Raw genomic sequence first — 20,085 nt, 5'->3', positions numbered from 1 at the left:
TCAGCCGAGGCCCGGCGCCAGGGCGTCGGTGATCCGGCGGGAGGCACGGCGGGCCTCGGCCTGCGGGTCGGCGCCCCCGAGCACCCGGGTCATGTACTCCTTGATGGGGTTGTCGGCCTCGACCGCCGTCCACTGAGGCGTGCTGGGGGTCGCCCGGCCGTGCGCGGCTCCGGCCGCCATGGCGGCGACCCCCTCCTCCCCGGACACGGCGCCCGCCAGGGTCGTCTTGTTGGGGACGTAGTTCATGGTGCGGGCCAGCTCGGTGTCCCACTTGGCGCCGGTGAGCGCGGCGACGACGGCGACGGCGCCGTCCTCGTTGCCGGTGTTGCGCGGGACGACGAGGTCGGATCCGCCGGTGAAGACGGTGCCGGGCCGTTGCGCGGACTTGCCGGGCACGGGGAAGTAGCCCAGTTCGCCGTCGAGTTCGGGGTTCTTCTGGACGATGGCCTGGGCGAGGCCCGGCACGGCCACGATCTGTGCCACCTTGCCGTTCGCGAACACGCCTGCCTGGGGCGGGTGTTCCTCGTCCGAGCCGACGGGTCCGGCGCCGAGCGCCTGCAGCCGGCGGTAGAAGTCCATGCCGCGCAGGGCGGCCGGGGAGTCCAGGGCGCCCTTCCAGAGGCCGTCCGTGTGCCGGGCGAGGTCGCCGCCCTCGTCCCAGATGAACCCGGAGAGCGTGTACCAGTCCTGTCCGGCCAGGTAAATTCCCTGGTTCCCGCCGGAGTTGAGCCGCTCGGTGTCGGCGAGCCACTGCTCGCGGGTCTTCGGCGGGGCGCTGATGCCCGCCTTCTCGAACAGGTCCTTGCGGTAGATGACGACGCGGTTGGCCGCGTACCAGGGGATGCCGTACTGCTGGGTGTCCTCCCGGCCGGGTTCGGCGAGGCCGGGCAGCCAGCGGTCCTTGCCCCAGTCACGCATCGACTCCAGGGTCAGGTCGGTGAGCCGGCCGCCCTCCACGTACTGCGGGACCTGGGTGTTGCCGACCTCGATGACGTCGGGCCCGTGGTCGCCGTCCGCCTTCAGCGCGGCCTGCACCTTGTCGACGATGCCGGTCCACTGCTGGATGCGGATGTCGAGCCTGAGGTCGTCGTGGCCGCGCTCGAAGTCCTCGGTGAAGCGGCGCAGGAACTCCTTCGAGGCGCTGTCCTTCATCAGCCACACGGTGACCGTCCGCCGGTGGCCACCGCTGTCCGGCAGCACGCCGCACCCGGCGGCGAGGGAGGCGGACACACAGACGAGGGCGAGGAGACGGCGTCGCAGCGGAGCGTGCCGCACATCGTGTCTCACGAGGGGTCCTGTTCTGTCTGACGGACAGGGCAAACGGGCCCGACGTGGGGGGAACGAGCACATGGCTCGTACGGGTGTGCTGATTTTGGTATGGACCAATGCGACGGTCAAGGGCTACCCCGGGGTACGGCCCCGACATCTCGCGCTCCGCCCGCGCATACGGCACGGTGGAGTGACGCGTGACACATCCGTCACGGCGCAGCGGCGCAGAGGAGTTCCCGCATGTCCAACCACACCTACCGGCTCACGGAGATCGTCGGCACCTCGCACGAGGGCGTCGACGAGGCCATCCGCAACGGCATCTCCCGCGCCAACGACACCCTGCGCAACCTGGACTGGTTCGAGGTCACCCAGGTGCGGGGCCAGATCGAGAACGGGCAGATCGAGCACTGGCAGGTCTGCCTGAAGGTGGGCTTCCGCATCGAGGGCGAGGACTGACCGCCCCGCGCGGGCGGACCGCTCCCCCCGGCCTCACCGCGCGCCTCAGGTACGGCCCTCCCGCTCCTGGGCGTCCTTCAGCGCGGCTGACTTCTTGGCCCAGCGCGCCCGTACGACCGTGAACCCGGCCCGTTCGGCGTCGTCGCACACCAGCTCGTCGTCGTCCACGAGGACGCGGATCACCCGGTCGCGGGCAAGGCGGCGCAAAATCTCCAGCTTGGTGTTCCGGGCGGGCCTGCGATCGGCGTCCCGCCGCATGTACACACGCCCTTCGGGCAACCCGTGCCGGGCGAGCCAGTCCAGCGTGTCGAACCGGCAGCGCTCGGGCCGCCCGGTGAGATACACGATCTCGCACTCCCCCGCCAGCTCGCGGAGCAGGGCCACCCCCTCGGCGAGCGGCGGATCCTTCGGCGCCGCCGCGAAGAACCCCGCCCAGTCCCGCGGCCTGCGCTCCAGGAACCGCTGCCGGTGCCCGGTGTCGGCGAGGGTGTTGTCGAGGTCGAACACGGCGACCTGGGGTTCACTGCTGTCAGCCACCCGACCACCCTAATCTGCGTCCCACCGGACGGTCCGGGAATCCTGCGGCCTCCCCGGTGTTGACATCCGTGTGACCTCGTTGACCGCCCGGACCCGGTTCTCCGTTCTCGACCGCTCCCGTACGCGGGAGGGGCACACGCACGCCGAGGCGCTGCGGGACACCGTCGCGCTGGCGCGGGAGCTGGAGGGGCTGGGGTACCACCGGTTCTGGGTCTCCGAGCACCACGGGGTGCCCGGGGTCGCCGGGTCCGCGCCGACCGTGCTGGCCGCCGCCGTGGCCGCCGCGACCCGCACCATCCGGGTCGGCACCGGCGGGGTGATGCTGCCCAACCACCAACCCCTGGTCGTGGCCGAGCAGTTCGGGGTGCTGGAGTCGCTGTTCCCGGGGCGGATCGACATGGGTCTGGGCCGGTCCGTGGGCTTCACCGACGGCGTACGCAGGGCGCTGGGGCGCGGCAAGGACGACGCCGAGGACTTCGCGGCCCAGCTCGACGAGCTGCTGGGCTGGTTCCGGGGGACCTCCCCGACCGGGGTGCACGCCCGCCCGGCGGAGGGGCTGAGCGTGCCGCCGTTCGTGCTGGCCATGGGCGAGGGCGCCCGGATCGCCGCCCGTGCGGGGCTGCCGATGGTCATCGGCGACCTGCGCGACCGCGAGCGGATGCGGCGCGGCATCGACCACTACCGGGAGCAGTTCCGGCCGTCGCCGTGGGCGTCGGAGCCGTACGTCGTCGTCTCCGGCACGGTCGCGGTGGCCGGCACGCCCGAGGAGGCGCGGCGGCTGCTGATCCCGGAGGCGTGGTCCATGGCGTACTCGCGCACGCACGGCGCCTTCCCGCCCCTGCCGCCGGCCGAGGACGCCGCCGCCCGCGCGATGACCGCGAAGGAGCGGGACTTCTACGCGTCCGGGCTCGCCGGGCACCTGGCCGGCACCGAGGAGCAGGTCGCCCACGAGCTGGAGACGCTGCTGAAGGAGACCGGCGCGCAGGAAGTCCTCGTGACCACCAGCACGTACGACCGTGGGGCCCTGCTGGACTCCTACCGGCGGCTGGCCGGGATCGTGAACCGGGCGAAGAACACCGGGCCCTGAGCCTTTGCGGGCCTTCGGGCCCCGAGCCTCCTCAGCCGGTCTCGTCCGTCTTCCGCGCCCCGGCCCCGGTCGGCTTGTCCGCGCGGATCACGACGGCGCCGTCGGCCGCGTCCACCACGGCCCGGTCGCCCGGGGCCAGTTCGCCGGACAGGAGCAGATCGGCGAGCCGGTCGTCCACCTCGCGCTGGATGGTGCGGCGCAGTGGGCGGGCGCCGAAGTCGGGCTGGTAGCCGATGTTTCCGAGCAGATCGGCGGCCGTGTCCGTGACCTCCATGTCGACGTCCTGGGCGTGCAGCCGGCGCCGGGTGTGCTCCAGGAGCAGGTCGACGATCTGGCGCAGCTGGCCGCGGTCCAGGCCGCGGAAGACGATGATCTCGTCGATGCGGTTGAGGAACTCCGGCCGGAAGTGCTGGTTCAGCACCGGCATCACCGACTCGCGGACCTTGGTGTAGTCCTCCACGCCGGAGGCCAGGATGCGGTCGGCGCCAATGTTGGACGTCATGATCACGACGGTGTTCTTGAAGTCGACCGTGCGGCCCTGGGAGTCGGTCAGCCGGCCGTCGTCGAGCAGCTGCAGCAGGGTGTTGAAGACGTCGGGGTGGGCCTTCTCGACCTCGTCGAGCAGCAGCACGGCGTACGGTTGCCTGCGCACCGCCTCGGTGAGCTGGCCGGCCTCCTCGTGGCCGACGTATCCGGGAGGCGCTCCGACCAGCCGGGAGACCGTGTGCCGCTCCTGGAACTCGCTCATGTCCAGCCGGATCATGCGGGTCTCGTCGCCGAAGAGGGCGGCGGCGAGGGCGCGGGCGAGCTCCGTCTTGCCGACACCGGTGGGGCCGAGGAAGAGGAAGCTGCCCACGGGGCGGTTGGGGTCGCTCATGCCGGCCCGGGCGCGGCGGACGGCCCGCGCGACCGCGGTGATCGCCTCGTCCTGGCCGACGACGCGTTCGTGGAGGTGCTCCTCCAGTTTCATCAGCCGCTCGCGCTCCTCCTCGGTGAGCTGGGCGACGGGGATGCCGGTGGTGCGGGAGACGACCTCGGCGATGTCCTCGGCGGTGACCCTGGGCGCGTGCTCGTCCGCCTTGCCCATGTCGGCCCGCTCGCCCTCGACGGCCTTGATCCGGTCGCGCAGTTCCTTGGCGCGCTCGTACTCCTCGTCGGCGACCGCCTGGTCCTTCTCCCGGTTCAGGGCGGCCATCCGGTCCTCGATCTCCCGGATGTCGGCTACGGGGGTCTTGGCGCGCAGCCGGACCCGGGCGGCGGCCTGGTCCATCAGGTCGATGGCCTTGTCGGGCAGGAAACGGGAGGTGATGTAGCGGTCGGACAGCTCGGCCGCGGCGACGAGCGCCTCGTCGGTGATGCGGACCTGGTGGTGCGCCTCGTAGCGGTCGCGCAGGCCGCGCAGGATCTCGATGGTGTCGTCGACGGTGGGCTCGCCGACCAGGATCGGGGCGAACCGGCGCTCCAGGGCGGCGTCCTTCTCGATGTGCCTGCGGTACTCGTCGACGGTCGTCGCGCCGATGAGGTGCAGTTCGCCGCGGGCCAGGGCGGGCTTGAGCATGTTGCCCGCGTCCATGGCGCCCTCGCCGCCCGCGCCGGCGCCGACGACGGTGTGCAGTTCGTCGAGGAAGAGGACGAGCTCGTCGGCGTGCTCCTGCACCTCGTCGAGCAGCTTCTTCAGGCGTTCCTCGAACTCGCCCCGGTACTTGGTGCCGGCCACCATGCCCGCCAGGTCCAGCGAGATCAGCCGCTTGCCCTCCAGGGTCCTGGGCACGTCCCCGGCGGCGATGCGCTGCGCGATGCCCTCGACGATGGCCGTCTTGCCGACGCCGGGGTCGCCGATGAGCACGGGGTTGTTCTTGCTGCGCCGGGACAGGATTTCGATCGTCTGTTCGACCTCGTCGTCCCGTCCGATCACCGGGTCGAGGCGGCCGGCGTGAGCGTCCTCGGTGAGATCGCGGCCGTACTCGTCGATGGTCGGCGTGCTGCTGGGCTTCCTGCGCTCGGCCGCGCCCTCGACGGGCATCCGGGTGGGCTCCCAGCCGCTCTCGGCGAGCTCCCGCCCGGCCGTCGATTCCGGATTCAGGGCGAGGGCCCGCAGCAGGTGCTCGGGACCGATGTAGGAGGCCTCCTCGGCCCGGGAGAGCTGGTAGGCGTCCAGCAGGGCGCGCTTGGCGGCCGGGGTCAACGTGGTGGGCTCGCTCTTCTGGGCGCCCTCGGCGGCGCCGAGCCGCTCCCGGATCCGGTCGGGGTCCGCGCCCGCCTCGGTCATCAGCCGCCGGGTCGAGTCGTGCCGGGTGGCGGCGGCCAGCAGATGCCGGGCGTCGAGTTCGTCGCTGCCCTCCGCGGCGGCGACCTCCCGGGCCTCGGCGACCAGCTCGCGGGCCCGTTCCGAGAGCAGGCTGCCGATGTCGACCGTCTGTACCCGCCGAGAGGGCGAGGCCGGACCGGCCCCACCGAAGAAGCGGTTCATCAGCTCGTCGAACTCCTCGAACGGGCTGCGTCCGAATCCGAAACCAGGAGTAGTCATGGGACGGACCTTTCTGCGGGAACAGGCGTCCGTTCTCCAAGCTCGCACAGGGCCGGGCACCGTGCATTCGGAGGCCTGCCGAGATGCGAACCGCGTCCGGGGCGGTGAGGCTGGGACGCGGGGGCCTCTATCAGGCAGGAGGGTTGCCATGTCCATCATGGACAAGCTCAAGGGCATGCTCAAAGGCCACGAGGACCAGGCGGGCAAGGGCATCGACAAGGCGGGCGACCACGTCGACGACAAGACCCAGGGCAAGTACCGGTCCCAGGTCGACACGGCCCAGCAGAGGATGAAGGACGAGCTGGGCGGTCAGCAGCGGGACATCCCGCCGCACCCCTGAACCGCGACGGCGGGAAGGCAGGGCCGCGCCGGCGGGGCGCACCGGGCCGCGGGCTAGAATCGCGGGGTTTGTCCCCGCCCGGCCGGCCCGTACGGAGTTCCCCCGATGCACAGCCCTCACGACCCGTACGTCCGCGTCCGCGGCGCCCGTGAGCACAACCTCAAGGGCGTCGACGTGGACATCCCGCGGGACGTGCTGGTCGTCTTCACGGGCGTGTCCGGCTCGGGCAAGTCGTCGCTGGCGTTCGGCACGGTGTACGCGGAGGCGCAACGGCGCTACTTCGAGTCGGTGGCGCCGTACGCGCGCAGGCTGATCCACCAGGTGGGAGCGCCGAAGGTCGGGGAGATCACGGGGCTGCCGCCGGCGGTCTCGCTCCAGCAGCGCCGCTCGTCGCCGACCTCGCGCTCCTCCGTCGGCACGGTCACCAATCTCTCCAACTCGCTGCGCATGCTCTTCTCGCGCGCCGGCACCTATCCGCCCGGCGCCGAGCGGCTCGACTCCGACGCCTTCTCCCCCAACACGGCGGCCGGAGCGTGCCCCCAGTGCCACGGCCTCGGGCGGGTGCACCGCACGACCGAACAGTCGCTGGTCCCCGATCCCTCGCTGTCCGTGCGGGAGGGCGCGATCGCGGCGTGGCCGGGCGCCTGGCAGGGCAAGAACCTGCGCGACATCCTCGACGCGCTCGGTCACGACGTGGACCGGCCGTGGCGCGACCTGCCCGCCGAGGAGCGGGAGTGGATCCTGTTCACCGACGAGCAGCCGGTGGTCACGGTGCACCCGGTGCGGGACGCCGACCGCATCCAACGCCCGTACCAGGGCACGTACATGAGTGCCCGTCGGTATGTGATGAAGACGTTCGCGGACTCCAAGAGCCCGACCCTGCGGGCGAAGGCGGAGCGCTTCCTGACCAGCGCGCCCTGTCCGGTGTGCGGCGGCGCCCGGCTGCGGCCCGAGGCGCTGGCGGTGACCTTCGCGGGCCGTACGATCGCGGAACTGGCCGCGCTGCCCCTGGCCGAGCTGGCCGGGCTGCTCGACGGCGGGTCCCAGGCCGCGCGCGTCCTCACCGACGACCTCAAGTCCCGTATCGCCCCGGTCGTCGAGCTCGGTCTCGGCTACCTCGGCCTCGACCGCGCCGCCCCCACCCTCTCGGCCGGTGAACTCCAACGGCTGCGGCTCGCCACGCAGTTGCGCTCGGGACTCTTCGGTGTGGTGTACGTCCTCGACGAGCCGTCCGCCGGTCTGCACCCGGCGGACACCGAGGCGCTGCTCACGGTGCTGGCCCGGCTGAAGGCGGCCGGCAACTCGGTGTTCGTGGTGGAGCACCACCTGGACGTGGTGCGCGGCGCCGACTGGCTGGTGGACGTGGGCCCGCGCGCCGGCGAGCACGGCGGACGGGTGCTGCACAGCGGCCCGGTGGCGGACCTGGCGTCGGTCCCGGAGTCGGCGACGGCCCGCTTCCTCTTCGACCGCTCCCCCGCGCCGGCGCGGCCGGCGCGTTCGCCGCGCGGCCGGCTGACGGTCGGGCCGGTCACCCGGCACAACCTGCGCGGGGTGACGGCCGAGTTCCCGCTCGGCGTGTTCACGGCGGTCACCGGTGTGTCGGGCTCGGGCAAGTCGACGCTGATCGGCGAGATCACCGAGGAGGCGGCGGGGGTGGGGCGGCTGGTCTCGGTCGACCAGCGGCCCATCGGGCGCACGCCGCGCTCCAACCTGGCCACCTACACAGGGCTGTTCGACGTGGTCCGGAAGGTGTTCGCGGCCACCGACGAGGCACGGGAGCGCGGTTACGGCGTCGGGCGGTTCTCCTTCAACGTGGCGGAAGGGCGCTGCGAGACCTGTCAGGGCGAGGGTTTCGTCAGTGTCGAGCTGCTGTTCCTGCCGAGCACATACGCGCCCTGCCCGGACTGCGGCGGGGCCCGCTACAACCCCGAGACCCTGCGGGTGACCCACCGGGGGCGGAACATCGCGCAGGTCCTCGACCTCACGGTGGAGAGCGCGGCGGAGTTCTTCGCGGACACCCCGGCCGTGGCCCGCAGCCTGGGCACGCTGCTCGACGTGGGGCTCGGCTATCTGCGGCTCGGGCAGCCGGCGACGGAGCTGTCCGGCGGGGAGGCCCAGCGGATCAAGCTGGCGAGCGAGCTGCAGCGCGGGCGGCGCGGCCACACCCTGTACCTGCTGGACGAGCCGACGACCGGTCTGCACCCGGCCGATGTCGAGGTGCTGATGGGCCAGTTGCACGGGCTCGTCGACGCCGGGCACACCGTGGTGGTCGTCGAGCACGACATGTCGGTGGTCGCGGGCGCGGACTGGGTGATCGACCTGGGACCGGGCGGCGGCGACGCGGGCGGCCGCATCGTGGCGGCGGGCACTCCGGCGCAGGTGGCCGAGGCGAAGGACAGCGCCACCGCGCCCTACCTCGCCCGCGTCATGGTCTGAACCGGGCCCACCCGCTGCCCTGCGTGCCGAGCCGGGCCCACGCCACCGTCGTCCGCGTCCCGTGGGGCGGCGACAGCGGCGTGGGCCCGGTCAGGCGGCGCTCGGGGAACGGCCGCTGTCGGCGACGACGGCCGTGTGGGTCCAGGTCGGCTCGCCCATGACCGGCTCGGCGGCGCGGGCGAGGGTGCGGCGGTCGGGGTACGAGCCGGGACGGATCGCGTCCCGCACCTCCACCTCGGCCGTCAGCCCCCGCGCCTTGACCACCCGCCACATCGAGGCGAGCAGCGAGTCGTCGCCGACGAACGCGGCGGCGGTCCCGGCGGCCCCGCCGTCGAGCCGGTAGCGGATGCCGACCGGCTGGACCGGCACCCCCGCGTTCAGCGCGGCCTGGAACACGGCACGCCGGAAGTGGCCGTGCGCCCGGCCGCACCAGGTGCTGCCCTCGGGGAAGACCGTGACCGCCGCGCCGCCGCGCAGGGTGTCGGCGATCCGCTCGACCGTGTCCGGCAGCGCCCGCAGCCGGTCACGCTCGATGAACAGCACGCCGCCGCGCGCGGCGAGCGGGCCCGCCACCGGCCACTGCCGTATCTCGGACTTGGCCAGCATCCGGGCCGGCCGCACGGCGGCCAGCAGCGGGATGTCCAGCCAGGAGATGTGGTTGGCCACCAGGAGCAGTCCGCCGGTGGGTGCGGCGGTGCCGGTGATCCGGATCCGGACCCCGGCGACCCGTACGATCGCCCGGCACCACCACCTGACCGGCCCGGCGGGGATCCGCCCGCCGAGCGGGAGCAGCACGACCCCGGCCAGGACCAGGATCACGACCCCCGTGAGCCGCAGCACGGCACGTGGTACGGCCGTGGCGGACCCCGCCGGCTCCACGCACGCCCCGGGGGTGCAGGGCGCGCTGGGCAGCCAGACGCTCATCAGGACGGCACGAGCGAGAGGAAGTGCTTCAGGTAGCGCGGGTTGACCCGGCGCATCGACAGCAGCACGTACAGGTCCGCGACCCCGAAGTCCGGGTCGTGCGCCGGCTCGGCGCAGACCCAGGCGCCGAGGCGGAGGTAGCCGCGCAGCAGGGCCGGGAGCTCGGCCCGCTCGGTGGGGGCGGGCTGGTTCGGGATCCAGGGCAGCAGCGGCCGTACCCGGAACTCCTCGGGCGCCAGGTGCTTGGCCTGGACGCGGTCCCAGGTGGCGCTCGCGAGGGCGCCGCCGTCGGCGAGCGGGATGGAGCAGCAGCCCGCCAGCCACTCGTGGCCGCGGTCGACCATGTAGCGGGCGATGCCGGCCCAGATCAGCCCTATGACCGCGCCGTCGCGGTGGTCGGGGTGCACGCAGGAACGGCCGACCTCGACCAGGCCCGGTCGGATCGAGTCGAGCGGGGCCAGGTCGAACTCGCTCTCCGAGTACAGCCGCCCGGCGACCGCGGCCCGCTCCGGCGGCAGCAGCCGGTAGGTGCCGACGACCTGCCCGGTCATGGTGTCGTTCACGAGCAGGTGGTCGCAGTACGCGTCGAAGGCGTCGATGTCGTACCCCGGCTGCGGGCTGGACAGCAGAGCGCCCATCTCGCCGGCGAAGACGTCGTGCCGCAGACGCTGCGCGGCACGCACGTCGGCCTCGTCACGGGCGAGGGTGACGGTGTAGCGGGTGGGTGCCGCGGGCTGCGGGGGACGGTCGAGGGTGGAAACGCCGGTCATGGCTCTCTCCTGGTCACGGGCCGGTTCGGCGACGGAGGCGACGGGCCGGTTGCGTACGGCCCGCCGCTCCTGTTCTTCCTATGCCGGTTGGCGTGCGCGTGACCTGCGTCAGGAGAGGGGATGTGGGGATGTTGAACGCCGGGTCCCGGACGTTCAGCCGAACTTCGTCACGCACCCGGCGAGCAGGCGCCCGGCCTCCTCCGGAGCGAGCACGCGCTCCAGGACGACGTCGCCCGTCATGTGCGGGAAGAACCGGCCCGCGGGCCGGCTCCGCTCGTACGGCGGCGGGTCCAGGACGAGCAGCCGGACCCCGTCGACCAGCGGGATGTCGCTGGGCGTCCCCTCGTTCCACACCCATTCGCCGGTGGGGGTGACGAGGTTGAACGAGCCGGTCGTGTGCACCTGCCCGGGCCGGTCGCGGCAGACGGCGGCCTCGGGGTGGCGAAGCGGGACCGGGGATGAGCACCACTCCCGGTCCCGCCCGTCCGCCCGCTCGGCGAACGTCTGGTGCGCGAGCGCCGTCAACTCCGTCGAAGGCGCTACCTCTTCGCGCCCTTCCGGGTGGCCCGCAGCCACTCCTTGTTCATGCTGGTGATCGACACCAGCGGAATCCCCTTGGGACAGGCGGTCGCGCACTCGCCGGCCAACGTGCAGCCGCCGAAGCCCTCCTCGTCCATCTGCGCCACCATGTCCAGCACCCGCGTCTCGCGCTCGGGCGCCCCCTGCGGCAGCACGTTCAGGTGGTTGATCTTGGCGGAGGTGAACAGCATGGCCGCCCCGTTCGGGCAGGCGGCCACGCACGCCCCGCACCCGATGCACTCGGCGTGCTCGAAGGCGAAGTCCGCGTCCGGCTTCGGCACCGGCGTCGCGTGCGCCTCCGGCGCGGACCCGGTCGGCGCCGTGATGTACCCGCCGGCCTGGATGATCCGGTCGAACGCGGACCGGTCGACGACCAGGTCCTTGATCACCGGGAACGCCGAGGACCGCCACGGCTCGATGTCGATCGTGTCGCCGTCCCGGAAGGACCGCATGTGCAGCTGACAGGTCGTGGTGCGCTCCGGCCCGTGCGCGTCGCCGTTGATGACGAGCGAGCACGCGCCGCAGATGCCCTCGCGGCAGTCGTGGTCGAAGGCGACCGGGTCCTCGCCGCGGAGGATGAGCTCCTCGTTGAGCGTGTCCAGCATCTCCAGGAAGGACATGTCGGAGGAGATGCCGTCCACCTCGTACGTGGACATGGCGCCGTCGGCGTCGGCGTTCTTCTGCCGCCAGACGCGCAGGGTGAGCCTCATGCGTAGCTCCGCTGGGTGGGGTGGACGTACTCGAAGACCAGGTCTTCCTTGTGCAGGACGGGGGCCACGCCGGTGCCGGTGAACTCCCAGGCGGCCGCGTAGGAGAACGCGTCGTCCTGGCGGGCGGCCTCGCCGTCGGGTGTCTGGGACTCCTCGCGGAAGTGGCCGCCGCAGGACTCGGCGCGGTGCAGCGCGTCGAGGCACATCAGCTCGGCGAGCTCCAGATAGTCGACGACGCGGTTGGCCTTCTCCAGCGACTGGTTGAACTCCTCGCCGGTGCCGGGCACCTTGATGCGCCGCCAGAACTCCTCGCGGATCTGCGGGATGCGTTCCAGTGCCTTGCGCAGTCCCGCGTCGCTGCGGGCCATGCCGCAGAACTCCCACATCAGTTCGCCGAGTTCGCGGTGGAAGGAGTCGGGGGTGCGGTCGCCGTCGACGGCGAGGAGCAGGTCGAGCCGGTCCTCGGTCTCGGCCAGCACCTCCTGGACCGCCGGGTGTTCGGCGGTGACCCGCTCCTGGTGCGGGTTGCGGGCGAGGTAGTCGTTGACGGTGGCCGGGAGGACGAAGTAGCCGTCGGCCAGGCCCTGCATCAGCGCGGAGGCGCCGAGCCGGTTGGCGCCGTGGTCGGAGAAGTTGGCCTCGCCGACCGCGAACAGGCCGGGGACCGTGGTCTGCAGGTCGTAGTCGACCCACAGTCCGCCCATCGTGTAGTGCACGGCGGGGTAGATCCGCATCGGCACCTCGTACGGATCCTCGTCGGTGATCCGCTGGTACATGTCGAAGAGGTTGCCGTACTTCGCCTCGACGGCCGCCCGGCCCATTCGCTTGATCGCGTCCGCGAAGTCCAGGTACACGCCCTGCCCGCCGGGGCCCACTCCCCTGCCCTCGTCGCAGACGTTCTTGGCGGCGCGGGAGGCGATGTCGCGCGGGACCAGGTTGCCGAAGGACGGGTAGATGCGCTCCAGGTAGTAGTCGCGCTCGTCCTCGGGGATCTTGTTCGGCGGCCGGGTGTCGCCCTTGGCCTTGGGCACCCAGATCCGGCCGTCGTTGCGCAGCGACTCGCTCATCAGGGTGAGCTTGGACTGGTGGTCGCCGGTGCGCGGGATGCAGGTGGGGTGGATCTGGGTGAAGCACGGGTTGCCGAAGTAGGCACCCCGGCGGTGCGCCCGCCAGATCGCGGTGGCGTTGGAGTTCATGGCGTTCGTCGACAGGTAGAAGACGTTGCCGTAGCCGCCGCTGGCGAGGACGACGGCGTCCGCGAAGTACGTGTCGATCCGGCCCGTGATCAGGTCCCGCGCCACGATCCCGCGCGCCCGTCCGTCGACGACGATCAGGTCGAGCATCTCGGTGCGCGGGTGCATTTCCACGTTCCCGGCCGCGATCTGCCGCGACAGCGCCTGGTAGGCGCCGAGGAGGAGCTGCTGTCCCGTCTGGCCGCGGGCGTAGAACGTGCGCGAGACCTGGACGCCGCCGAAGGAGCGGGTGTCGAGCAGGCCGCCGTACTCGCGGGCGAAGGGCACGCCCTGCGCCACGCACTGGTCGATGATCTCCACGGAGATCTGTGCCAGGCGGTGGACGTTGGACTCGCGGGCGCGGAAGTCGCCGCCCTTGACGGTGTCGTAGAACAGCCGGTGGATCGAGTCGCCGTCGTTGCGGTAGTTCTTCGCCGCGTTGATGCCGCCCTGCGCGGCGATCGAGTGGGCGCGGCGCGGGGAGTCCTGGTAGCAGAACTGGACGACGTGGTAGCCCTGTTCGGCGAGCGTGGCACCGGCGGAGCCGCCCGCGAGACCGGTGCCGACGACGATCACCGTGTGCTTGCGCCGGTTGGCGGGGTTGACCAGCTTGGCCTCGAAGCGGCGCTTGTCCCAGCGCTCGTGGATCGGGCCGGAGGGTGCCCTGCCGTCGACGACGGGCGAGCCGGTCTCGTAGTTCGCGTAGGTTGTCATGTCAGCTCACCACTCCGGTCATGACGCCCACGGGTACGGCGATGAAGCCGGCCGTGAGCAGCAGTGCGAGAACGTCGGCGACGGCCTTGAGGGCGCGGTCGCGGGTGCGGCTGCCGACGCCGAGGGTCTGGGCGGCGCTCCAGAAGCCGTGCCGGATGTGCAGGCCGAGCGCCAGCATCGCCACGATGTAGACGACGTTGCCGTACCAGGTGGAGAAGGTGTCCACGACGTTCTGGTACGGGCGGCCCTCCTGGAAACCGCCGGAGTGCACGGTGCCGGTGGTCAGGTCCAGGAGGTGCCACACGAGGAACAGGCCGAGGATGATCCCGCCCCAGCGCATGGTGCGCGTCGCGTAGCTCGCCCGCGGCTTCTTGTGCACGTACTTGCTGGGCCGCGCCCTGATGTCGCGGCGGCTGAGCTGGTACGCGGACGTGGCGTGGGCGATCACGGCGGCCACGAGGACCACGCGGATGAGCCAGAGCGTCCACTCGTAGTGCATGAACGGTTCGCCGACGGTGCGCAGCCAGTGGGCGTAGTGGTTGAACTCGCCCGCCCCGAAGTAGATCTTCAGGTTGCCGATCATGTGGGCGACCAGGTACAGCAGCATGATCAGCCCGCTGACCGCCATCACGGTCTTCTTGCCGACGGTCGAGTCCCACACGGTGCGTGCCATGGACGGCCGTCGGTCCGTCCGCGTTGCCAGAGCCATGAGTCAGCACGCTAGGGCCGAAGGTCCCGATCGGTCCAAGACATGATCCGGCTCGTTTCCATAGGCCAGAGCTATCCTGAAGCCATGCAGTTCCAGCAGCTCCACTACTTTGTGGCGGTCGCCGAGACCCGGCACTTCACCCGGGCCGCCGAGCTGGTCCATGTCGCACAGCCGTCGCTGTCCCAGCAGATCAAGGCGCTGGAGCGGGAGCTGGGGGCGGATCTGTTCCTGCGGGCCCGGGGCAACATCACGCTCACCGACGCGGGCGAGGCGCTGCTCCCGCTGGCCCGGCGGATCCTGGCCGACGCCGACACCGCCCGGCACGAGGTGCAGGAGCTGGTGCAGCTGCGCGGCGGCCGCGTACGCCTGGGCGCCACCCCGAGCCTGTGCACCGGGCTGCTCCCGGACGTGCTGCGGGCCTTCCACGACCGCTATCCCGGCATCCGGCTGCTGATCGAGGAGGGCGGCTCGCACGATCTCGTACGGGAGCTCGCGCGCGGCGCCCTCGACCTCGCCCTGATCGTCCTCCCCCTGCCCCCCGCCTCGCCCGCCCTGACCACGGTGGAGCTGCTGCGCGAGGACCTGGTGGTGGTCTCGTCGACGGAGGCGCCCGCGCCGGGATGCCGGGACGGACTGGTGATGCGCGTCGCCGACCTGGAGGGCGAGCGCCTCGTGATGTTCCGGCACGGCTACGACCTGCGCGAGCTCACCGTGGCCGCGTGCCGCTCCGCGGGGTTCGAGCCGCACTTCGCTGTCGAGGGGGGTGAGATGGACGCGGTGTTGGGGTTCGTGCGGGCGGGGCTGGGCGTGGCCGTGGTGCCGCGCATGGTCGCCACGCGGGCCGGACAGGGGCTCAGGGTGACGCCGCTCGCCCGGCCGGGGCTGCACCGCACGATCGCGCTGGCCCACCGCAGCGATGTGGCTCCGCCTCGGGCCGCGCGGGAGTTGCAGCGGATGTTGCTTGAGCGGTGAGGGTGGGTTTTGGCCGGGTGCGTCTGCCGTTTCAGCGCCGTTCGGGGGTGCCGGTTCGTCGTGGCTGGTCGCGCAGTTCCCCGCGCCCCTGGCGGGTGGGGGTGGGCCTTTGGCCCGGTGCGTCTGCCGCTTCAGCGCCGTTCGGGGGTGCGGGTTCGTTGTGGCTGGTCGCGCAGTTCCCCGCGCCCCTGAAAGGGCAACTGCGCGACCCGTGCTTCGGAGTTCAGCCCGTTGCGTCCACCAGGGCCAGGTCGTGCAGGCGCTCCGGTGGGCCCGGGCGGGCGTAGTACCAGCCCTGGGCCGTGTCGCAGCCCAGTATCCGCAGCTGTTCGGCCTGCGCGCCCGTCTCCACGCCCTCCACGGTGACCGCGAGGTCGAGGCTGTGGGCCAGCGAAACGATCCCCTCGACGATCTTGAGGTCGACCGGGTCCGCCGGGAACTGCTGCATGCTCTGCGTGAAGGAGCGGTCCAGCTTGAGGATGCTCACCGGCAGCCGGCGCAGGTTGGCGAGGTTGGAGTAGCCGGTGCCGAAGTCGTCGAGGGCGATGTCGACGCCCATCTCGGCGAGCCGGCGCAGCGGTTTGAGCAGGTCGTCGTCGGCGCCGATCAACGCGGACTCGGTGACCTCCAGGCACAGCGAGTCCGGCTGCACGCCGAGGCGTTCCAGAATGTCCACAGTGTCCTGCACCAGCCCGGGATGGGTGAGCTGGCACGGCGAGAGGTTGACGTTGATGCGCAGCGGGCCGGAGTCCGTCTGCTCGCCATGGCGCTCGCGCCACTCGCGGGCCTGACGGACCGACTCCTCCAGGACCCAGCGGCCCAACGGCACGATGAGCCCGGTGTGTTCGGCGAGCGGGATGAACCGGTCGGGGCCGAGGACGCCGTGCTGCGGATGCAGCCAGCGCACCAGGGCCTCGGCGCCGCGGACACTGCCGTCGCCGAGGTGGACCAGCGGCTGGTACTCGATGAAGAACTCGCCCCGGTCCAGGGCCGCGGGCAGCGCGGTGGTCAGGCCGTGCCGGGTGATGGCGCGGGCGTCGGCCTCCGGGTCGGCCAGCTCGGAGCGGTTGCCGCCCGCCGACTTGGCCCGGTACATCGTGATGTCGGCGCTGCGCAGCACCTCGGCCGGGGTGCGCTCGCCCGCCGGGCCCTCGACGATGCCGATACTGCCGCGCACCAGGAGTTCACGGCCGTCGATGCGGATCGGGGTGACGAGCGCGTTCATGATGCGTTCGGCGAGGTCGTCGACCTCGCTCTCGGTGGCGGGACCGGTGGTCAGCGCCACGAACTCGTCGCCGCCGAGCCGGGCGACCATCTCGCCGGGCGCGGTCGCGCAGGACTGGAGCCGGTCGGCGACCTCGACGAGCAGCCGGTCGCCGGCCGCGTGGCCCAGGCTGTCGTTGATGGTCTTGAAGCCGTCAAGGTCGAGGTAGCACAGTCCGAAGCGCTGCCCCTCGGCCGCGTTCAGGGCCTTCTCCAGGCGCTCGAAGAACAGCGTGCGGTTGGGCAGTCCGGTGAGCGCGTCGTGCGTGGCCTCGTAGCGCAGCCGGAGGTTGAGCAGCCGCCGCTCGGTGGTGTCCTCCATGAGGGCGAGCTGGTACTGCGGGTTGCCGTCGGCGTCGCGCAGCAGGGAGACCGTCAGGTTGGTCCAAAGCACCGTGCCGTCGGGGCGGTTGAACGCCTTCTCGACGTGGTAGTGGTCGCGGTCGCCGCGCACCAGCTCGTCGTAGAGCCGCCAGGTCTGGGGCGCGTCCTCGGGGTGGGTCCACTCCATGACGTTGCGGCCTCGTACGCTCTGTTCGGAGCCGCCGAACATGCGCAGCAGCGCCCCGTTGACCTGGAGCACGTTGCCGTCGAGGTCGGCGATGCCGATTCCTATGGCCGCGCCCTCGAACACCGCGCGGAAGCGGGCCTCGGTGGCGTGCAGCGCCTGCGCCACGACTCCCTGGGCGCGCAACGCGGCCTGGGCGATGGCCTCCTGCTCGCCCAGGGTGCGCTCGCGCAGCGCCTGGGCGAACCCGGCCGCCATGGCGTGCTGGAGCCGCGAGGAGCGCATCCGCAACTCCTCCTGCGGGCCGTCCTCACCGCAGTAGAGCACCAGGTAGGCGTCGACGCAGTCCAGGGTGCGGGTGAGCGCCTCGGGGTCGGTGCAGTGCGCGCCGATGAGCGCGGCGCCGACCGCCTTGGCCTCGTCGGCGTCGAAGCTCCTGGTCCGCAGCGCCCCGCTCAACCGGCGGGCGAGCGGCAGGAGTTGTTCCTCGAACTCCGGCCGGGTCAACGACGTCGAGGTCACCGGGAAGACCGCCCGGCTCCAGATCGTCGCGAACCGGCGCAGTCTGTCCTCCGGGCCGTCCGGCTCCGCGGTCACGCCGTACGCCCCACGCCGGCGAATCCGGAGAAGGCATACGGATCCTCGTCCTCCGGCGCCGATTCCGGCCGCCAGCGCGGCATCGGCACCAGTCCGGGTTCCACCATGTCGTACCCCTCGAAGAACCGCGCGATCTCCTCGCGCGAGCGCATGATCAGAGGATTGCGAATGTCCTTGTATACGTCCACCGCGCCCTCGGCCCGCTCCGGTGACAGCGGGATTCCCTCGTACGAGGCATGCGTGAGGATCAGCAGGCTGCCGGGAGCGAGCGCGTCGCTCAACTCGGCCACCGCCGCATACGGGTCGTCCGCGTCTTCCACGAAATGCAGTATGGCAACGAGAAGCAGCGCCACTGGCCGATTCAGGTCGATGAGCCGCTCGACCTGGTGGCTGGAGAGGATCTCCTGGGGCTTGCGGAGGTCGGCGGCGACGACGTCCGCGTCCTCGTTGCCCGCCAGGACGGCATGGCTGTGCGCCACGGCCACCGGGTCGTGGTCGACGTAGACGACCCGGGTGCCGGGCCTGGCCGCCTGGGCCACCTCGTGGACATTGCCGAACGTGGGGATGCCGGAGCCGATGTCGAGGAACTGCGTGATGCCCTCGCCGGCCGCGAACCGCACGGCGCGGCGCATGAACGCCCGGTTCGCCTGCATGATCTTGGGGAGTCCCGGCATGAACTCCATCGCCTTGCGGGCCGCCTCACGGTCGACCTCGAAATTGTGCGAACCGCCCAGGTAGTAGTCGTAGATACGCGAAACGCTCGGCACCGTGATGTCGATGCTCCGTGGGGCCCAGGCGGGACGCTCCATGTATCTCTCCAAGGGGGTAGGCGACAGGTCCAGGCGATCCGGTGTTCGAGCAGAGGCTACTGATCGCCCGCCAAAGGAGCGACCCGAACCGGAAATTGACCGTCCGTTCCCGGTCACCACGTCTGGCCTGTGACAGTACGCAACGCGGCAAAGGGTCCGCCCCCTCCGTGCGGTGCGGAGGGGGCGGACCCGGTGGTCGGGCGTCGGTGTGGGACGACCCTGGGGAGGTGATCTCTACTTGGACGCGCCGACCAGCTTGCCGTCGGGGCGGACGGCGTACCACGTGCCGCCGACGCCCTGACCGTTGGTCTCCCCGGGAGCCTTGTCGCCGGAGAAGGTGTAGATCGGCCAGCAGTCGACCGTCATCTGCTTGACGCCGTCGGACCGGGTGAAGCCCATCAGGCCCTTCTTCTCGACGCCCTTGGTGTCATTGGCCTGGACCGGAGCGACCGCGGGCCACTTCTCCAGGCAGGCTCCGGTGCAGTTGGACACGGACTTGGGCCATGCCTTGTCCTTGATGAAGCGGTAGACGGTCATGCCGTTGCGGTCGACCACGATCTCGCCGAGCTTGGCGTCCTTGCGGGTCGACAGGCCGGCCGAGCTCGCCCCGCCCGCCTTCTTGCCGTTGGGGGCCAGCGCGAACCACTTGCCGCCCACACCCTGGCCGTTGACGTCACCGGAGTTGACGTCCTTGGCGTAGCGGTAGGCCGGCCAGCCGCCGACGGTCAGCTGCTTGGTGCCGTCGGCGCGGGTGACCTCGCCGAGCAGGGCCTTGTCGATACCGGCGCCGGCCGTGGCGTCGTCCGCGGGGACCGGCGGCCAGGTGGTGGCACAGTCGCCGTTGCAGTTCGACTTGGGGGGATTGGCGGTGTCCGCGTCGAAACGGTAGAGGGTGAGGCCGGCCTTGTCGGTCAGCACACTGCCCAGCTCCGGGTTCTTCGCCACGGACAGCTCACCGGCGGGCGACGCGGCCGCGGTCGGGGCGCTCGAAGCCTGGCTGCCGTCGGCGCCGTAGCCATTGCCCGCACCGGTCCCGGCACCCGCCGTGACACTGCCGTAATCGCCCGCGGCCGCCGTCGCACCGACGTTCTGGGCCGCCGACGACGGAGTGGTGGCGTTGTCCTGACCGCACGCCGTCGTCAGCACCAGCACCGACGCGGCCGTCGCCACCATTGAGGCGCCCCGCCAGGAGGTCTTCATCGTCAACTCCCCATTATCGCCTGGATGTTGCAGCGCCTCTGTGTCGCCGCACGACATTGGGTACGGACGGGACGGGCCGATGTGTTCAACGCGGGCCCAAATTTCTTTCCGGAACCTGTGACACCCCCGGCCACTCCCCGCACAGGCGTGCACGCCGGACGGCCGCCGGGGACGGGGCTTTCAAACCGCCGTACGCCCTTTGTCCCCCCTTCGGGCCATTCCCCGGGCACCCCGGCGTGACAGGGCCTTTGGCGGCTCATGATCTCGGTCGTGCATGGACCCGTACGGACCCGATTCGCGCCCGCCGCAAGGATGTTGACCCTGTTGACGCTGACGTGGGTGTGCGTGGGCTGCCCGGCAGGCCCGGCGGCGGCCGACGCCTGCGCGTACGCATCGACGGGGCCGGACGGCACGGTGGCGGTGGCCGTCGCAGGCGGCGGCTCCTG

At 71.7% G+C, this 20,085-nt stretch carries 16 protein-coding genes and 1 pseudogene; 5 read left to right on the top strand and 12 right to left on the bottom strand.

Translation table 11 applies throughout. From position 1 onward, the window contains the following. On the bottom strand, nt 1–1,260 hold the full coding sequence (locus tag IPZ69_RS04405; protein WP_235452546.1) for an extracellular solute-binding protein: 1,260 nt from the start codon (nt 1,258–1,260) through the stop codon (nt 1–3). 249 nt (nt 1,261–1,509) lie between these two features. Here IPZ69_RS04405 and IPZ69_RS04400 point away from each other — a divergent pair, with 249 nt between their 5' ends. Beyond that, nucleotides 1,510–1,725, top strand: coding sequence for a dodecin (locus tag IPZ69_RS04400; RefSeq protein ID WP_235452349.1), 216 nt, complete (start codon nt 1,510–1,512; stop codon nt 1,723–1,725). A 45-nt stretch (nt 1,726–1,770) separates the two neighbouring features. Here IPZ69_RS04400 and IPZ69_RS04395 read toward each other — a convergent pair whose 3' ends face one another. Next, on the bottom strand, nt 1,771–2,262 hold the full coding sequence (locus tag IPZ69_RS04395) for a phosphatase domain-containing protein (protein ID WP_235452348.1): 492 nt from the start codon (nt 2,260–2,262) through the stop codon (nt 1,771–1,773). 70 nt (nt 2,263–2,332) lie between these two features. Between IPZ69_RS04395 and IPZ69_RS04390 the strand changes: the two genes are divergently transcribed. Further along, nucleotides 2,333–3,349 carry an LLM class flavin-dependent oxidoreductase gene (locus IPZ69_RS04390; RefSeq protein WP_235452347.1) on the top strand — a complete coding sequence of 339 codons (1,017 nt, stop codon included), beginning with the start codon at nt 2,333–2,335 and terminating at the stop codon, nt 3,347–3,349. A gap of 31 nt (nt 3,350–3,380) precedes the next feature. Here IPZ69_RS04390 and IPZ69_RS04385 read toward each other — a convergent pair whose 3' ends face one another. Then, nucleotides 3,381–5,876 (bottom strand): ATP-dependent Clp protease ATP-binding subunit, encoded by a 2,496-nt coding sequence (locus tag IPZ69_RS04385; protein ID WP_235452346.1) that lies wholly within the window; start codon nt 5,874–5,876, stop codon nt 3,381–3,383. Between the two features lie 148 nt (nt 5,877–6,024). Between IPZ69_RS04385 and IPZ69_RS04380 the strand changes: the two genes are divergently transcribed. Beyond that, a complete protein-coding gene (locus IPZ69_RS04380) occupies nt 6,025–6,216 on the top strand; it encodes an antitoxin (RefSeq protein WP_235452345.1) in 192 nt (63 codons plus the stop codon). 105 nt (nt 6,217–6,321) lie between these two features. After that, nucleotides 6,322–8,652 (top strand): ATP-binding cassette domain-containing protein, encoded by a 2,331-nt coding sequence (locus IPZ69_RS04375; RefSeq protein ID WP_235452344.1) that lies wholly within the window; start codon nt 6,322–6,324, stop codon nt 8,650–8,652. 90 nt (nt 8,653–8,742) lie between these two features. Here IPZ69_RS04375 and IPZ69_RS04370 read toward each other — a convergent pair whose 3' ends face one another. The 6 genes and pseudogenes from IPZ69_RS04370 to IPZ69_RS04345 form a co-directional block, all read right to left on the bottom strand. Beyond that, complete coding sequence (locus IPZ69_RS04370) at nt 8,743–9,576, bottom strand: lysophospholipid acyltransferase family protein (protein WP_235452343.1); 834 nt, start codon at nt 9,574–9,576, stop codon at nt 8,743–8,745. Continuing rightward, on the bottom strand, nt 9,576–10,346 hold the full coding sequence (locus IPZ69_RS04365) for a GNAT family N-acetyltransferase (protein WP_235452342.1): 771 nt from the start codon (nt 10,344–10,346) through the stop codon (nt 9,576–9,578). Before IPZ69_RS04365 ends, IPZ69_RS04370 begins: the two co-directional genes overlap by 1 nt. Before the next feature lie 153 nt (nt 10,347–10,499). After that, nucleotides 10,500–10,781: pseudogene (locus IPZ69_RS04360) on the bottom strand (hypothetical protein); the annotation flags it as partial. Between the two features lie 104 nt (nt 10,782–10,885). Then, nucleotides 10,886–11,635, bottom strand: a complete 750-nt coding sequence (locus IPZ69_RS04355) for a succinate dehydrogenase/fumarate reductase iron-sulfur subunit (protein WP_235452341.1) — start codon at nt 11,633–11,635, stop codon at nt 10,886–10,888. Then, entirely contained in the window at nt 11,632–13,581 is a 1,950-nt protein-coding gene (locus IPZ69_RS04350; protein ID WP_235452340.1) for a fumarate reductase/succinate dehydrogenase flavoprotein subunit, read from the bottom strand. Before IPZ69_RS04350 ends, IPZ69_RS04355 begins: the two co-directional genes overlap by 4 nt. Before the next feature lies 1 nt (nt 13,582). Next, the gene (locus IPZ69_RS04345; RefSeq protein WP_235452543.1) at nt 13,583–14,254 is read right to left on the bottom strand and encodes a succinate dehydrogenase; all 672 of its coding nucleotides are present in this window, start codon (nt 14,252–14,254) and stop codon (nt 13,583–13,585) included. Nucleotides 14,255–14,374: 120 nt separating this feature from the next. Here IPZ69_RS04345 and IPZ69_RS04340 point away from each other — a divergent pair, with 120 nt between their 5' ends. Beyond that, the gene (locus tag IPZ69_RS04340; protein ID WP_235452339.1) at nt 14,375–15,262 is read left to right on the top strand and encodes a LysR family transcriptional regulator; all 888 of its coding nucleotides are present in this window, start codon (nt 14,375–14,377) and stop codon (nt 15,260–15,262) included. A 223-nt stretch (nt 15,263–15,485) separates the two neighbouring features. Here IPZ69_RS04340 and IPZ69_RS04335 read toward each other — a convergent pair whose 3' ends face one another. The 3 genes from IPZ69_RS04335 to IPZ69_RS04325 all read right to left on the bottom strand — a co-directional run bounded on the left by IPZ69_RS04335 (nt 15,486) and on the right by IPZ69_RS04325 (nt 19,639). Beyond that, a complete protein-coding gene (locus tag IPZ69_RS04335; protein ID WP_235452338.1) occupies nt 15,486–17,630 on the bottom strand; it encodes a putative bifunctional diguanylate cyclase/phosphodiesterase in 2,145 nt (714 codons plus the stop codon). Next, a complete protein-coding gene (locus IPZ69_RS04330; RefSeq protein WP_235452337.1) occupies nt 17,627–18,439 on the bottom strand; it encodes an SAM-dependent methyltransferase in 813 nt (270 codons plus the stop codon). Before IPZ69_RS04330 ends, IPZ69_RS04335 begins: the two co-directional genes overlap by 4 nt. Before the next feature lie 234 nt (nt 18,440–18,673). After that, complete coding sequence (locus tag IPZ69_RS04325; protein ID WP_235452541.1) at nt 18,674–19,639, bottom strand: SCO0930 family lipoprotein; 966 nt, start codon at nt 19,637–19,639, stop codon at nt 18,674–18,676. Between the last annotated feature and the right edge of the window lie 446 nt (nt 19,640–20,085).

It is taken from the genome of Streptomyces olivochromogenes, assembly GCF_021538895.1.
GTDB classification, from domain to species: Bacteria; Actinomycetota; Actinomycetes; order Streptomycetales; family Streptomycetaceae; genus Streptomyces; species Streptomyces olivochromogenes_A.
Note: the sequence above shows the minus strand (reverse complement) of the source record. Positions and strands in the feature narration are given on the sequence as shown.

Excerpts from the sequence above, each read along its gene's own strand:
- IPZ69_RS04345 (WP_235452543.1), bottom strand. The coding sequence starts at position 14,254 with ATGGCACGCACCGTGTGGGACTCGACCGTCGGCAAGAAGACCGTGATG.
- IPZ69_RS04365 (WP_235452342.1), bottom strand. The coding sequence starts at position 10,346 with ATGACCGGCGTTTCCACCCTCGACCGTCCCCCGCAGCCCGCGGCACCC.
- IPZ69_RS04340 (WP_235452339.1), top strand. The coding sequence starts at position 14,375 with ATGCAGTTCCAGCAGCTCCACTACTTTGTGGCGGTCGCCGAGACCCGG.
- IPZ69_RS04385 (WP_235452346.1), bottom strand. The coding sequence starts at position 5,876 with ATGACTACTCCTGGTTTCGGATTCGGACGCAGCCCGTTCGAGGAGTTC.
- IPZ69_RS04380 (WP_235452345.1), top strand. The coding sequence starts at position 6,025 with ATGTCCATCATGGACAAGCTCAAGGGCATGCTCAAAGGCCACGAGGAC.
- IPZ69_RS04350 (WP_235452340.1), bottom strand. The coding sequence starts at position 13,581 with ATGACAACCTACGCGAACTACGAGACCGGCTCGCCCGTCGTCGACGGC.
- IPZ69_RS04325 (WP_235452541.1), bottom strand. The coding sequence starts at position 19,639 with ATGAAGACCTCCTGGCGGGGCGCCTCAATGGTGGCGACGGCCGCGTCG.
- IPZ69_RS04330 (WP_235452337.1), bottom strand. The coding sequence starts at position 18,439 with ATGGAGCGTCCCGCCTGGGCCCCACGGAGCATCGACATCACGGTGCCG.
- IPZ69_RS04375 (WP_235452344.1), top strand. The coding sequence starts at position 6,322 with ATGCACAGCCCTCACGACCCGTACGTCCGCGTCCGCGGCGCCCGTGAG.
- IPZ69_RS04370 (WP_235452343.1), bottom strand. The coding sequence starts at position 9,576 with ATGAGCGTCTGGCTGCCCAGCGCGCCCTGCACCCCCGGGGCGTGCGTG.
- IPZ69_RS04355 (WP_235452341.1), bottom strand. The coding sequence starts at position 11,635 with ATGAGGCTCACCCTGCGCGTCTGGCGGCAGAAGAACGCCGACGCCGAC.
- IPZ69_RS04400 (WP_235452349.1), top strand. The coding sequence starts at position 1,510 with ATGTCCAACCACACCTACCGGCTCACGGAGATCGTCGGCACCTCGCAC.